The organism is Kaistella yonginensis (assembly GCF_030409525.1).
In the GTDB taxonomy this organism is placed as follows: domain Bacteria; phylum Bacteroidota; class Bacteroidia; order Flavobacteriales; family Weeksellaceae; genus Kaistella; species Kaistella yonginensis.
Genome location: NZ_JAUFQB010000004.1, coordinates 71572 through 84945 on the forward strand (window position 1 = coordinate 71572; position 13374 = coordinate 84945).

General features: G+C 36.5%; 15 protein-coding genes. 12 read left to right on the top strand and 3 right to left on the bottom strand.

The window, feature by feature from the left end; translation table 11 throughout:
* Positions 1–20 precede the first annotated feature (20 nt).
* Positions 21–350 (bottom strand): CRISPR-associated endonuclease Cas2, encoded by a 330-nt coding sequence (cas2, locus tag QWY78_RS01740; protein ID WP_290215946.1) that lies wholly within the window; start codon positions 348–350, stop codon positions 21–23.
* Entirely contained in the window at positions 341–1234 is an 894-nt protein-coding gene (cas1, locus tag QWY78_RS01745; RefSeq protein WP_290215947.1) for a type II CRISPR-associated endonuclease Cas1, read from the bottom strand. Before cas1 ends, cas2 begins: the two co-directional genes overlap by 10 nt.
* A gap of 534 nt (positions 1235–1768) precedes the next feature.
* Here cas1 and atpB point away from each other — a divergent pair.
* The 10 genes from atpB (at position 1769) to QWY78_RS01795 (ending at position 10527) form a co-directional block, all read left to right on the top strand.
* Positions 1769–2884 carry a F0F1 ATP synthase subunit A gene (gene atpB / locus QWY78_RS01750; RefSeq protein ID WP_290215948.1) on the top strand — a complete coding sequence of 372 codons (1116 nt, stop codon included), beginning with the start codon at positions 1769–1771 and terminating at the stop codon, positions 2882–2884.
* Positions 2885–2922: 38 nt separating this feature from the next.
* A complete protein-coding gene (locus QWY78_RS01755; protein WP_052252138.1) occupies positions 2923–3144 on the top strand; it encodes an ATP synthase F0 subunit C in 222 nt (73 codons plus the stop codon).
* A 93-nt stretch (positions 3145–3237) separates the two neighbouring features.
* The gene (gene atpF / locus QWY78_RS01760; RefSeq protein ID WP_290215949.1) at positions 3238–3726 is read left to right on the top strand and encodes a F0F1 ATP synthase subunit B; all 489 of its coding nucleotides are present in this window, start codon (positions 3238–3240) and stop codon (positions 3724–3726) included.
* A gap of 1 nt (position 3727) precedes the next feature.
* Positions 3728–4267: an ATP synthase F1 subunit delta gene (gene atpH, locus QWY78_RS01765; protein WP_290215950.1), complete on the top strand. Its 540-nt coding sequence runs from the start codon at positions 3728–3730 to the stop codon at positions 4265–4267.
* A gap of 18 nt (positions 4268–4285) precedes the next feature.
* Positions 4286–5863 (top strand): F0F1 ATP synthase subunit alpha, encoded by a 1578-nt coding sequence (atpA, locus tag QWY78_RS01770; protein ID WP_290215951.1) that lies wholly within the window; start codon positions 4286–4288, stop codon positions 5861–5863.
* A gap of 70 nt (positions 5864–5933) precedes the next feature.
* Positions 5934–6791, top strand: coding sequence for an ATP synthase F1 subunit gamma (gene atpG, locus QWY78_RS01775; protein WP_290215952.1), 858 nt, complete (start codon positions 5934–5936; stop codon positions 6789–6791).
* Positions 6792–6941: 150 nt separating this feature from the next.
* Positions 6942–7829, top strand: a complete 888-nt coding sequence (locus QWY78_RS01780; protein WP_290215953.1) for a T9SS type A sorting domain-containing protein — start codon at positions 6942–6944, stop codon at positions 7827–7829.
* Positions 7830–8119: 290 nt separating this feature from the next.
* Positions 8120–9478, top strand: coding sequence for a hemolysin family protein (locus tag QWY78_RS01785; protein WP_290215954.1), 1359 nt, complete (start codon positions 8120–8122; stop codon positions 9476–9478).
* A gap of 32 nt (positions 9479–9510) precedes the next feature.
* Positions 9511–9828 carry an ATP-dependent Clp protease adaptor ClpS gene (locus QWY78_RS01790; RefSeq protein WP_290215955.1) on the top strand — a complete coding sequence of 106 codons (318 nt, stop codon included), beginning with the start codon at positions 9511–9513 and terminating at the stop codon, positions 9826–9828.
* A 42-nt stretch (positions 9829–9870) separates the two neighbouring features.
* Positions 9871–10527: a rhomboid family intramembrane serine protease gene (locus QWY78_RS01795; protein ID WP_290215956.1), complete on the top strand. Its 657-nt coding sequence runs from the start codon at positions 9871–9873 to the stop codon at positions 10525–10527.
* 428 nt (positions 10528–10955) lie between these two features.
* Here QWY78_RS01795 and prmC read toward each other — a convergent pair whose 3' ends face one another.
* Entirely contained in the window at positions 10956–11816 is an 861-nt protein-coding gene (prmC, locus tag QWY78_RS01800) for a peptide chain release factor N(5)-glutamine methyltransferase (RefSeq protein ID WP_290215957.1), read from the bottom strand.
* 168 nt (positions 11817–11984) lie between these two features.
* On the opposite strand from prmC, the gene QWY78_RS01805 reads away from it, so the two are divergent.
* Both QWY78_RS01805 and QWY78_RS01810 read left to right on the top strand, forming a co-directional pair.
* Positions 11985–12521 (top strand): C40 family peptidase, encoded by a 537-nt coding sequence (locus tag QWY78_RS01805; RefSeq protein ID WP_290215958.1) that lies wholly within the window; start codon positions 11985–11987, stop codon positions 12519–12521.
* A gap of 40 nt (positions 12522–12561) precedes the next feature.
* Entirely contained in the window at positions 12562–13374 is an 813-nt protein-coding gene (locus QWY78_RS01810) for a 2,3,4,5-tetrahydropyridine-2,6-dicarboxylate N-succinyltransferase (protein WP_290215959.1), read from the top strand.

A 13374-nucleotide genomic window follows, 5' to 3' on the forward strand; every position in this document is an offset into this window, starting at 1 on the left:
ATTGAAGCATTTTTTTATTCCTAAAATAATTCCAACTGTACCGGACCTGGCGGTTTGGGAACTTCTGCTTTCCCCCAAAAGTTCATAATATTGCCAAATTGCTTATCGGTAATTCGTAAAACGCTCACCTTGCCAAAAGGAGGTAGCAATTGCGCCACACGCTTTTCGTGTACATCCGCACTTTCACTGCTTGCGCAATGGCGCATGTATACAGAAAATTGCATCATGTTAAATCCGTCTTTCAATAAATTGGTTCTAAATTTCGATGCATTGTGCCGGTCTTTTTTAGTTTCAGTCGGCAAGTCAAAAAAAACAAAAATCCACATAATTCGGTAACCGTTTAAATCCATAATTGCGGAAAATTAATTTTCTTTTTTTCGCCCGTAAAACACTGCTGTAAAGAACTTGCACTTCTTTGTAACCCAACCATCAAGGGACTTTTGTCTCCCTCAAAATAAACCGTTTGCGTTAAAATTTTTAGAAACGCTGCTTTGGTTGCCGTCGTGAGTTCTTGCTCGTTGCTACTGGTGAGTATTTCAAAAACCTTTTCATCAACCAACGGCCGATACGGTTCCATCATATCATCTGCCAAGGCATAAGCATTGTATTTGTTCCGATGATGAATTCCCAAAGTATTCAAAAGTCCGCTCCCCGAAAGAGATCTAGCGGTGGCAGCTCGCAAAATCGCATAACCATAATTCAAGAAATTATTGGGAAAATTTCCGAAACGTTCTCTTTTGACTTTAAGATCACAATGCTCAAAAAATGTCCGCCAATACAGGTTGGCCGCAACGCCTTCCATATTAGAGGTGTCACCGCTCAACACCTTTGATGCCACGAAATCAAGACTGTTTTTTTCGCCCGTCATTCGTTCCAGCAAGACCCCTTGATTTTTAATTTTTTCTCTTACGGTTTGTTGCCAAAGCTGCTTTTTCAATGGTAAAGTCGCCTCCATTTGATTTCGGAAAATTTCTTGTTGAATATGATGGCTGTTCAGGTTAAGGAACATTCCGTTGGGCAGATGATTATTCCCACACACAATAATGGCGGCATTATTTTCAATCAACAAATTCATGGCGGGAATACTCAAAAAAACTTGGGGATGATCGATCACCACATAGCCGATATCTTCAGCAGGAATCGTAGTTTCTCTTTCCTCCGTTTTGATAACGATTTGCAAATTTTTGGTGCTTACGGATGTTTTGTTTTCTAATAAAATAGTTCTTTTTAACATATTTACGTCTTTAAGTCATTGTTAATAAATGTTTTAAATACTAAAATACAAATTAATTTTTCAATTTTTTTATGCACTGAATAAGGGTGAAATGAGGAACTGAATTTTACATTTTATGAAATTTAGGAGAAGTGGCAAAAAGGAATTTCCTTCAATTATAATAAACTTGCTTATTTTTGCAGCATGAATATGATGAATCTCTTATGGTTAGTCTTGTCGGCTGCCTTTATCAATGTAATTTTATATTATTTTTTCAAAAGGTATTTGATCAAAACTGCAAATCCGGGAATTCTTTTTATGATGATTAATATTTTTAAAGATGTTGTCTGGGTCATCTATTGGCTTAAAACTTTGGAAATGAATCGAACCAATTTCCTGATTCTTATCGGGGTCTTTTTGGTGGCTTCTTTTTTCTTATACTTTAAGATTATTCGGTTAATAAACCGCTCCTGAAAATTTACTGATAAAAATCAATTTTTTGTATTGGTAAGTTTTAATAATTTCAATATATTTGCAAACCGATAAATTTGACCTATGAACAAGAGAATTTCTTCTTTATTTTTCGTTTTATTTCTTACGCTTTCAAGTGTTTTCACTTATGCACAACAAGAAGTTGAAGCCAAAACCCCTGAAACTTTAGAACAAAAAATCGTAGAGGATAATCAAAAATTTGATGCGAAAGGAATGATCATGAGCCATATCAGTGATTCTAACGAGTGGCATGTCTTTACCTTAAATGAAGGAACTCCGGAAGAATATCATTTTTCTATTCCGCTGCCAATCATCATTAAAGATAAAAACGGATTGCATATGATGATGTCAAGTGCACTTGCACACGGGCACGAGCACGACGGTTATACTTTGGATCATGGAATTGTTACTTCAACCCAAGGTTTAGAGCAGGCAAAATTATTCTCGGTAATGAGCGGAAAGCACAATTTAGATAATGCTTTTTACGATTTCTCAATCACCAAAAACGTAGCAGCAATATTTATTTCAATCTTCTTTATGTTCCTTGTTTTTATTGGAATGGCAAGAGGCTATGCAAAATCTTTAGTTCCGAGCGGATTCGGAAGATTTATGGAACCGGTTATTCTTTTCATTAGAGATGAAGTAGCGATACCAAATATTGGAGCGAAAAAATATAAAAAATACATGCCTTATTTATTGACTGTATTTTTCTTCATCTGGTTTAATAACATGTTTGGTTTAATTCCGTTCGCACCATTTGGTTATAATTTGACTGGTAACATTGCAACAACAGCCGTTTTAGCAATTATTACTTTATTAATTACTCTATTCAGTGCCAATAAAGATTATTGGAAACATATCTTCATGCCACCAGTGCCATTATTATTGTACCCAATTATGGTTCCAATTGAAATCATCGGTATTTTCACGAAGCCATTTGCCTTAATGATGCGTCTCTTTGCTAATATTACAGCTGGACACATTATGGTATTAGCGATCATGTCATTGATCTTTATTTTTAAAACACCGCTTTTAGGTTTTGCTTCAGTTCCACTTGGATTATTCATCGGAATGTTGGAAATATTAGTAGCAGCTTTACAGGCTTATATCTTTACCGTTCTTTCAGCTTTGTTTATTGGAATGGCAGTTCAAGAGCACGAACATGAAGGAGCACATTAATTAATTTAGAATATTTTTAACCTTTATATATTTTTATTATGGAAGAGATTTCACAAGGAGTAGGACTTATTTACGTAGGAATCGGTTTAGCAGTATTAGGCGTTGGTCTAGGTATTGGTAAAATCGGTGGACATGCAATGGATGCTATTGCAAGACAACCAGAACAAGCGGGTAAAATCCAGGGAGCAATGCTTATTGCTGCAGGACTTATCGAGGGTGCGGGTTTGATCGCGATCATCTTTGGAGCGTTCGTTAAGTAAGAAACCTCAGAAACTAGTTCTTAGCAGCGCGGTTGGCTCTGCTAAGAATTTTTTAACTTCCATAAAGAAAAAAAATTACAAAAAATTACTATTATGATAGAACCGGGAATTGGCTTATTGTTTTGGATGACACTTACCTTTTTAATCCTTTTATTTCTTTTGGCAAAATTCGCCTGGAAACCAATTTTAGCTGCTGTTAACGAAAGAGAAGTTACCATTGTAGACTCTTTGAATCAAGCAAAATTGGCAAAACTAGAAGTTGAAAATTTAAAAGCTGAAAACGAAATCATTATCCGAGAAGCGAAAGTACAGCGTGATATGATTTTAAAAGAAGCGAGAGATATCAAAGATAGAATAGTTGGGGAAGCTAAGGATGTTGCAAAAATAGAAGGCGATAAAATGATTGAGTCTGCAAGACAAACCATTCAAGCTGAAAAAACTGCGGCCGTTGCTGATATTAAAAGTCAAATCGGTACTTTGTCAGTATCCATCGCGGAGTCTATTTTGAAACAAAAATTAGATAATGATAGTGCACAAGATACCTTAGTGGCGAATATCCTTAAATCTTCTAACTTCAACTAGTATGCGTACAAGTAAAGTTGCAAAAAGATATGCCCAAGGCTTACTGAATTTCACCCAAGAGGCCGGAAGCACTGCTTCTGTTTTCAGTGAGATGAAGGACTTGGTAGGGACGATAGAAAAATCTAAAGATTTGCAAAGCTTTTTTAACTCACCTATTATTGAGGTGCGTAAAAAAGTAAGTGTTTCAGCAGAGATTTTTAAGAGCTTTTCGCCAGTGACCAGAAATTTAATTCAGTTGGTCATTAAACATGGTAGAGAAGGTCAGTTGAGCAGTATTGGTCAAGAATTCATTAACAAAGTGGAAGATATGAACGGTGTCCAAAGAATTACTTTGACTACAGCGACCGCTCTTTCAGCAGAAAATATTCAGACCATTCTGAAATCTACAACGCTTGTTAATCATAATAGCCAGTTCGATGTAAAATCCATTATCAATCCAGATATTTTAGGAGGTTATATTTTGCGCGTGGGAGATCAACAGATAGACGAATCGGTGAAAGCAAAATTAGGCCGATTGAATAAAGAATTTCAATTAAATTAAGACAAAAACAACCATAAAATGGCAGAAATAAATCCGGCAGAAGTATCTGCAATTCTTAAACAGCAGCTAGCCAACTTCGAAACGCAATCTAATGTAGAAGAAGTAGGAACGGTATTAACCATCGGTGATGGTATCGCTTTAGTATACGGTTTAGAAAATGTTCAATACGGTGAATTGGTAAAATTCCAAAGCGGTGTTGAAGGAATCGTTCTTAACCTTGCTGAAGATAATGTAGGGGTCGCTCTTTTGGGTGAATCTAAATTAGTGAAAGAAGGTGATACTGTTAATAGAACTCAAAGAATTTCATCCATCAAAGTTGGTGAGGGAATGTTGGGTAGAGTAGTAGATACCTTAGGAAACCCTATTGATGGTAAAGGACCAATCACTGGTGAAACTTATGAATTGCCTTTGGAAAGAAAAGCTCCAGGTGTAATTTTCCGTCAACCGGTTACTGAACCATTACAAACAGGTATTGTGGCAATTGACTCTATGATCCCGGTAGGAAGAGGTCAAAGAGAGTTGATCATCGGAGACCGTCAGACAGGTAAAACTGTTGTTGCGATCGATACGATCATTAATCAAAGAGAATTTTATGATGCAGGTGAACCTGTATTCTGTATTTATGTAGCGATTGGACAAAAAGGTTCAACCGTTGCTCAAATTGTAAAAACATTAGAAGACAAAGGCGCTTTAGCATATACGGTAATTGTGGCAGCTAATGCTTCTGACCCAGCTCCAATGCAGGTTTATGCCCCAATGGCTGGAGCAGCGATCGGTGAGTTCTTCCGCGACACTGGTCGTCCTGCTTTAATCGTTTATGATGATTTATCGAAACAAGCAGTGGCCTACCGAGAGCTTTCTCTTTTGTTGAGAAGACCACCGGGCCGTGAAGCTTATCCTGGCGACGTTTTCTACCTTCACTCCAGACTGTTGGAAAGAGCGGCAAAAGTGATCAACGATGATACCATTGCAGCACAGATGAATGATTTGCCAGATAGCTTGAGACCATTGGTAAAAGGTGGTGGTTCTTTAACCGCACTTCCAATTATCGAAACCCAAGCAGGTGACGTTTCTGCATATATTCCGACCAACGTAATTTCAATTACCGATGGTCAGATTTTCTTGGAAACTGATTTATTTAACTCAGGGGTTCGCCCGGCTATTAACGTCGGTATTTCTGTATCTCGTGTAGGTGGTAATGCGCAGATTAAATCAATGAAAAAGGTATCTGGAACTTTAAAGTTAGACCAGGCACAATATAAAGAATTAGAGGCCTTCTCAAAATTCGGCTCAGACTTAGATGCTTCTACACAAGCAGTTATTTCTAAAGGTGAAAGAAACGTAGAGATCTTGAAGCAGCCAGTAAATTCTCCTCTTCCTGTGGATAGCCAAGTGGCCATGATTTACGTTGGAACAGAGAACTTATTAAGAAATATTCCAGTTCAAAAGGTAAAAGAATTTCAATTAGAATATGTGGCGTTCATGAGATCGAAGCATCCTGAAACCATGGCTGCCATTAAATCTGGAAAAATTGACGCTTCAATTACAGAGGTACTAAAGCAGGCAGCGATAGAATTAGCGTCTAAATACAACTAAAATAAATTCAATTTTCGGTATTCAGGGTTTCTGATTTTGAATACCGAATTTTAAACTTTGACTTCAAAGAATGGCAAATTTAAAGGAAATACGAGGAAGAATTACTTCAATCTCTTCGACAATGCAAATTACGAGTGCGATGAAAATGGTTTCAGCAGCGAAACTAAAGAAAGCCACCGATGCTATTGTCATGTTGAGACCTTACTCAGAAAAATTACAGGAAATTATAGAAAATGTAAGTTCTACCGTAGATTTAGAAGGGGTTTCAAGTTACACTGAAGAAAGAGAGGTAAAGAAAGAGCTTTATATTGTGGTGACTTCAAATAAAGGTCTTGCCGGAGCATTTAACTCCTCTGTAATTAAAGAATTAAATCACTCGATTGCAGACACCAATTACGAAATAGAAATTCTTACCGTTGGTAAAAAAGTGTACGATTCCGTTCGCAGAAGCAGAAAAGTATATGACAATCAAAGTGCAGTTTTTGATGGAATGAGTTTCGAAGTGGTATCTAATTTTGTAGAAAACGTCATGCGGGATTTCCGTGAAGGAAGTTTTGATAAAGTTTATGTGATTTACAATAAATTTATCAATGCGGCCACTCAAGAAGTTAAGAAAGAGCAAATTTTGCCAATTGCTTTACCTGAACAAGCAGAAGTACCCAATACCGATTATCTATTCGAACCCAATGCAAAAGATATTTTAGAAGTATTAATGCCGAAATCAATAAAAACCCAGGTTTATAAAGCAATTTTAGATTCCGTAGCCTCAGAGCATGGCGCCAGAATGACGGCAATGCATAAAGCAACCGACAATGCAGAAGCGCTGAGAAATGATCTTAAGATATTTTACAATAAAGCAAGACAAGCCGCCATTACCAACGAAATTTTGGAAATTGTAGGTGGTGCGGAAGCGCTAAAAAATTCTTAGAAAAAACATTTTCATTCTAATACAATAAGACTGCATTTTGCGGTCTTATTTTTTTTTAGGGTGTTTTAACCCATAATATTCAGGTGTTTACACGGCTTTTTTTTAGGTGGAAAATTGATACTTTTGGTATTAATTTTAAAAACAATTACCATGAAAAAACTTAACTTTCTCGCTTTTGCTTTATTCCTTTCAGTAGGATTTACACAAGCACAAACGTATCAAAACAACACTGCAACAACTACAGTAGATGGCGTAACAAGATTAGGAGGTTGTGGTGGTCTTACGCAACCAGGTGTGAATATGTCACAGATTACCATTCCAAACACCATTACAGGAAATATTACAAATCCTTCAAAATTTACAGTTAATTTAGATATTTCTGCAAATTGGGTAGGAGACGTTGCAGTAGAATTGGTTACGCCTTCCGGAGAAGCAATCACATTGATCCGTAGAATTGGAGCAAGTGGAATTAGCTCTTGTGGAGACTCTTCCTCTTTTGTTGCAGGTAATATTTTAGGATTTAATTCGGCAAACACCGCACCAATTGACCATTTAGCGGTAGGAGTTGGTGTAGCAATTCCTGCAGGTAACTATTTACCTTCTTATGGAACTGCAAAATTTCCCATTCATCATCCAGGAGTGATGAGTACGTTTCTTACCGGTAAACAATTAGCTGGAGATTGGAGATTAATTATCTATGATTACGGACAAGGCGATCCAACAACCCTTAATTCGTGGCAAATCGTTTTGGGAGCGGGCGTAAATTTAAAAGCCAAAGAAACCGTAACTTTTGGTAGCGAAATCTCCCTGAAACAAAATCCAGTGCAAGATTATTTGTTGGTTGATGTAAACAATGATTTCAAATCCCTAGAACTCGAAATCTATGATGCCTCCGGGAAAAGAGTGAAAAGCGAAAACCTGTTGAGAAATTCAAAAAACATTGAAATTGATGTTAGAACCTTATCTCCAGGGATGTATCTGTTAACTCCTGTGAAAGATGGCGAACGAAAACAAGCCATTAAGTTTATTAAAAAATAAAGATCCTTTCATCTCTATTGAAAAAGGCATCGAATGCTATTCGGTGCTTTTTTCTTTTTAGCGATAAAGGTTTAAATTTCATCAGACGAACATCTACACGGAGAAAAGTAAACTTTTGATGATTACCTATAAAAGTTTTCCGCTCTTCTGTGAGGGGAAAAATATAATTTCTTTAGTTCAACTAATTTAATCAGGATATAGTCTAAATTTCCTCATTTACAATGCACTTAATCAATATTTTAATTATTAAATTTTAATTATCTTTGCAACAATATTATTTAAATTTCTAAATGGACTCTGACATACTTAAGCTTTTTTTAGCTTTATTTTTAGTTATTCTCAATGGTTTTTTCGTAGCCGCAGAATTCTCAATCGTTAAGGTTCGTTACTCCCAAATTCAACTCAAAGCCGCCGAGGGACATGCCATGGCAAAGCAGGCTGAATATTTAATAAAACATCTTGATGAATACCTTTCTGCCACACAACTGGGAATTACATTAGCTTCTCTAGCATTAGGTTGGGTGGGCGAAAGTGCAATGCACCATGTTATTGCAGATACTTTTCGGTACTTCAGTGTTGATATTGCAGAAGCAACCGTCACCACTATTTCTCTCGTGTTGAGTTTCCTGTTAATAACCATTATGCATATCGTTTTTGGTGAATTAATTCCGAAATCAATAGCCATCCGAAAGTCTGAGCAAACCGCAATGTTCATTGCCGTTCCGTTAAGGGTTTTTTATACCGTATTCAAACCGTTTATTTGGTCAATGAATCACATGTCCAATGCTTTTTTACGTTTGATAAAAATTCACCCTGCAACCGAGCAGGAAATTCATTCCACTGAAGAACTTCAGCTTTTGGTCAAGCAATCCGCAGACTCTGGCGAAATCGAAGAAGAAAACTACGAAATCATTAAAAACGCTTTTGATTTCACCGATCACTCTGCCAAACAAATTATGATTCCAAGACAGAATATTTCTTCTATCGATATTGAAGAACCGGTCGAAGAAATCATCAATATTATTATGGAAGGCGGTTACTCTAGGCTTCCCGTATACCAAGACTCTATTGACAATATTATCGGGATATTTTATGCTAAAGAAATTATTCGCGAATATGTGAAGCGAAAAGGCGAAATTGACCATGATGATTTGAAAGGACTCATGCGCGATGCCTTTTTTGTAGTGGGAAGTAAAAAAATATCTGATTTATTGAAAGTCTTCCAGCAGAAAAAGCAGCATTTGGCCGTCGTTATTGATGAGTTTGGAGGTACCGAAGGAATTGTTACTCTTGAAGATATTTTAGAAGAGCTGGTTGGCGAAATTCAGGATGAAGAAGATGATGAAGAAAGAATTGTGGACAAAGTGGGCGAGAATGTGTTTTGGGTAAAAGCAACACAGCCTTTAGATGAAATTAATGAAAGCTTACCTAAAATGTTTCCACTTTCAGAAGACGGCGAATACAATACATTGGCCGGATTTATTTTGCATGAATTAGAAGATATTCCTGCCGAAAATCAAGAATTCAACATCAATAATTACCACGTTAAAATTCTGAAGATGCAGAATAAAAGTGTGGATTTGGTCGAATTGACTTATGAAGAGCCAAGCATTATCAATGATCTGGCCAATGAAATTGGGGAAATTTAATTTAAAGAATAATCATTTTTAAAATTAAAGAAATGGGTTTACATTATAACATACCATCAAATATCAAGGATTACGAAAATCCGCAGCGCGAATACGAAGAAGATGTTGCAGTACTCGAAAAAGAAGATGAAGTCTATAAAATAATTTTATGGAATGATGATGTTAACACTTTTGATTACGTCATTGATGCACTTGTAGAAATTTGCGAACATACTTTCGAGCAAGCCGAACAATGCACCTTGCTGGTTCATTATAAAGGCAAATGTACCGTAAAAACCGGGAGTTTAGAAAAACTAAAACCCATGCACGAAAAATTACTTTCCCGAAGTTTAACTTCAGAAATTGTTTAAACCAAAGTTTCGGTCACCGAAACTTTTATTTTGTAGAATATTATGAGTCCAGTATTATTAATTATTATCGCAGCTACGGCAATCATCAGTTATATCGCGTTCAGCAACCATGCAATGTTCGAGAAATATAAATTCAATGTTGGCGCAATTTTGCGCAACAAAGAATATGTACGCTTAATTTCAGCCGGATTTTTACACGCCGACTTCATGCATTTGGTGTTCAACATGATGACTTTGTATTTCTTCGGGCCGATTGTGATCCAGGCGTTTGGAGCCTATGGATTTTTGCTGGTTTATTTCGGTTCCATACTTTTAGGAAATATTTTCTCGCTTTATCTTTATAAAAACCAATCTTGGTATTCTGCTATTGGAGCGAGTGGAGGTGTTTCTGGGATTTTATTTACCTCGATTGCCATGATTCCCGATTTAGGAATTTATTTCTTCTTTATCCCGATTGCCATTCCAGGTTATATTTTCGGATTCGCCTATTTTGCGTATTCGGTTTATATGATGCTCAACCCTAAACAAAACGATAATATTGGGCATGCCGCGCATTTAGGAGGTGCTTTTTTCGGTTTGATTTATGCCGTAGCCTTACAACCAGAACGGGCCATTGAGAATGCATTATTCTTAGGAATCATGGCACTTCCGTTGATTTATATGGCTTATATGGTTTTCGTGAAAAAGAAGATCGGTTAATTGTTTTAGGAGCAACACAATTTCTGCTGCTTACAAAAACCCGTCCCGCTTTCCACTGTATCCCGCCGAGGCGGGGATGCCGCTCCCATCGGGGCTAGAACAACTGGTAGTTTTTTATACATAAAATTTTAAAAAAACTTATCGGCGCTCGCTNGATCAGTCCCGCTTTCCACTGTATCCCGCCGAGGCGGGGATGCCGCTCCCATCGGGGCTAGAACAACTGGTAGTTTTTTATACATAAAATTTTAAAAAAACTTATCGGCGCTCGCTTCGCTCGCGCCCCCCAAAAAATTTGCATTTTGCATTTTATAAAAGTTTTCCGTGTCGCAATTATTACTTTGTCAAATTTTTCCGAAAATCGTCTTTTCAAAACCTAATCGGCAATCACCTCGATTGAAAAACAATATTTTTTTAAATTGCCATGCTAACTACCCCTTTCTGCCAACAACAAATCGCTCATTTCCAGACAAATCTTTTAACAATTCAACGTCAGATAAAACATCCACAAACAAGTCCCGAGTTTCTTTTCCTAATTTCTGGTTGATTTCTAAATAAACCATTCCCTTTTCAGCCAAGTAATTTTTACAATCTTTGGCAATTTTTTCGTAAAAAATTAAAGCATTTGAAGTCGGAGAAAACAACGCCATTTTCGGCTCAAATTCCTTTACAGAATCAGCAATTTCACTTTCTTCCTGCCTTCCAATATAAGGTGGATTAGAAATGATGACATCATATTTTTCCGTCAAATTGTTATTCAAATAATCTTGCTGAATAAAATGAATTTCAACTTCATGAAAATCTGCATTTTTCTGCGCCATTTCCAATGCTTTTTCCGAAAAATCAATTGCTGTAATTTCCGCATTAGGAAAATATTTCTTTAATACAATCGGAATAATCCCAGAACCCGTTCCAATATCCAATATCTTAAATCCTGAATCTTGCATCTTGAATCTTGCATCTTGAATCTTTTGAATCGCCAGTTCTAAAAGCTCTTCCGTCTCAGGTCTTGGAATAAGAACATGTTCGTCCACAAAGAATTTCAAGCCATAAAATTCCGTTTCACCTAAAATTTGTTGATAGGGTTTACCTGATTTTAATTGATTGATTAAATTTTGAAGGTGAACAAAATGACTTTCTTCAATTTCTTTCGTCAGCACTTTACGCAATTCAAACCTATTAAAATTGGCAAGATGTTCCAGGAAAATTTCGAACAAAATAGAACTTTCCGAATCCGTATAAATTTCAGAAACTTCTTTTTTAAAATAAATTTTATATTCTTGTAAGGTCATTGGATCGAATTCGGTTTTTTAGAATTTTAAATATAGAATCTTTTTTTGAAATGGAATGAAAACGAGTACAGAAATCTTTATAAAACGTTGACGTTAAAGGAAAATCAAATTTATTTAAAGAAGAATTTGAATATTTTCCTTATTTTTGAAAAATTAGTAAATTTAAAAATGAGAAACGCCTTATTTGCAATACTTGCAATGCTATTTTTAGTCTCTTGCGGAACTTCAAAAAAAGTGGTTAAACGATCAATTCCCACCAAAACCGTTGCGAAAACAGCTAATCTAAAAACGCTAGACTCCAATTTTTCAGGAAACGTCAACTCAGCAATAAAAGAAATTCTAAAAGATGCTGAAAAATATCTTGGTGCTCCTTACAAATATGGCGGGAATACTTCTTCTGGCTTCGATTGTTCAGGTTTTACCGTTAAAGTTTTCGATGAAAATAACACCAAACTTCCACGCCGTTCGGAAGACCAGTCGAATACAGGAAAATCAATTTCGATTAAAGAAACAAAACCTGGAGATCTTTTATTTTTTGCTACTGCAGGAGGTAGCAAAGTTACTCACGTCGGAATCGTGCACGATATAGGAAATGACGGAGAAGTCAAATTTATCCACGCCTCAACTTCAAAAGGAGTGATTATTTCTTCCCTCAACGAAAAATATTGGAACAAAGCATACCTTTTCGCACGCAGAGTTTTGTAAATTTACAATTATTCAAAAAAAAATTAAAATAAAATCAAAAATGACATTACAAGAAACGATAGAAAATATTTGGGACAACCGAGAATTATTGCACACCGAAGACAGCGGTAAAAGCATCAGAGAAGTAATCCGACAATTAGATTTGGGTGAACTTCGCGTTGCAGAACCTACAGAAAATGGCTGGAAAGTAAACGAATGGGTGAAAAAAGCAGTGGTAATGTATTTCCCAATTCAAAAAATGGAAACCATTGAAGTTGGTCCTTTTGAGTTTCATGATAAAATGCCATTGAAAAGAAATTATGCAGAAAAAGGGGTGAGAGTCGTTCCACACGCAGTTGCAAGAGAAGGAGCGTACATTGCTTCAGGAGTTATTTTGATGCCATCTTACGTAAATATTGGTGCTTATGTAGATTCTGGAACCATGGTTGATACTTGGGCGACGGTTGGAAGTTGTGCGCAAATTGGCAAAAATGTACATTTAAGTGGAGGAGTAGGAATTGGTGGCGTTTTAGAACCGCTTCAAGCAGCACCCGTTATTATTGAAGACGACGTTTTCGTAGGTTCAAGATGCATCGTTGTAGAAGGAGTTCACGTAGAAAAAGAAGCAGTTTTGGGAGCCAATGTAGTTTTGACGGCTTCTACGAAAATCATCGATGTTACGGGAGAAAATCCTGTGGAGATAAAAGGCAGAGTTCCGTCAAGATCTGTTGTAATTCCGGGAAGTTATACCAAGAAATTTCCTGCAGGAGAATATCAAGTTCCGTGTGCATTGATTATTGGGCAAAGAAAAGAATCTACCGACAAAAAAACCTCTTTGAATGATGCTTTACGAGAAAATAATGTTTCTGTATAA

Excerpts from the sequence above, each read along its gene's own strand:
- QWY78_RS01755 (WP_052252138.1), top strand. The coding sequence starts at position 2,923 with ATGGAAGAGATTTCACAAGGAGTAGGACTTATTTACGTAGGAATCGGT.
- prmC (WP_290215957.1), bottom strand. The coding sequence starts at position 11,816 with ATGACCTTACAAGAATATAAAATTTATTTTAAAAAAGAAGTTTCTGAA.
- atpH (WP_290215950.1), top strand. The coding sequence starts at position 3,728 with ATGCGTACAAGTAAAGTTGCAAAAAGATATGCCCAAGGCTTACTGAAT.
- QWY78_RS01810 (WP_290215959.1), top strand. The coding sequence starts at position 12,562 with ATGACATTACAAGAAACGATAGAAAATATTTGGGACAACCGAGAATTA.
- QWY78_RS01805 (WP_290215958.1), top strand. The coding sequence starts at position 11,985 with ATGAGAAACGCCTTATTTGCAATACTTGCAATGCTATTTTTAGTCTCT.
- QWY78_RS01785 (WP_290215954.1), top strand. The coding sequence starts at position 8,120 with ATGGACTCTGACATACTTAAGCTTTTTTTAGCTTTATTTTTAGTTATT.
- QWY78_RS01795 (WP_290215956.1), top strand. The coding sequence starts at position 9,871 with ATGAGTCCAGTATTATTAATTATTATCGCAGCTACGGCAATCATCAGT.
- atpG (WP_290215952.1), top strand. The coding sequence starts at position 5,934 with ATGGCAAATTTAAAGGAAATACGAGGAAGAATTACTTCAATCTCTTCG.
- cas2 (WP_290215946.1), bottom strand. The coding sequence starts at position 350 with ATGGATTTAAACGGTTACCGAATTATGTGGATTTTTGTTTTTTTTGAC.
- atpF (WP_290215949.1), top strand. The coding sequence starts at position 3,238 with ATGATAGAACCGGGAATTGGCTTATTGTTTTGGATGACACTTACCTTT.
- cas1 (WP_290215947.1), bottom strand. The coding sequence starts at position 1,234 with ATGTTAAAAAGAACTATTTTATTAGAAAACAAAACATCCGTAAGCACC.
- atpB (WP_290215948.1), top strand. The coding sequence starts at position 1,769 with ATGAACAAGAGAATTTCTTCTTTATTTTTCGTTTTATTTCTTACGCTT.
- atpA (WP_290215951.1), top strand. The coding sequence starts at position 4,286 with ATGGCAGAAATAAATCCGGCAGAAGTATCTGCAATTCTTAAACAGCAG.
- QWY78_RS01790 (WP_290215955.1), top strand. The coding sequence starts at position 9,511 with ATGGGTTTACATTATAACATACCATCAAATATCAAGGATTACGAAAAT.
- QWY78_RS01780 (WP_290215953.1), top strand. The coding sequence starts at position 6,942 with ATGAAAAAACTTAACTTTCTCGCTTTTGCTTTATTCCTTTCAGTAGGA.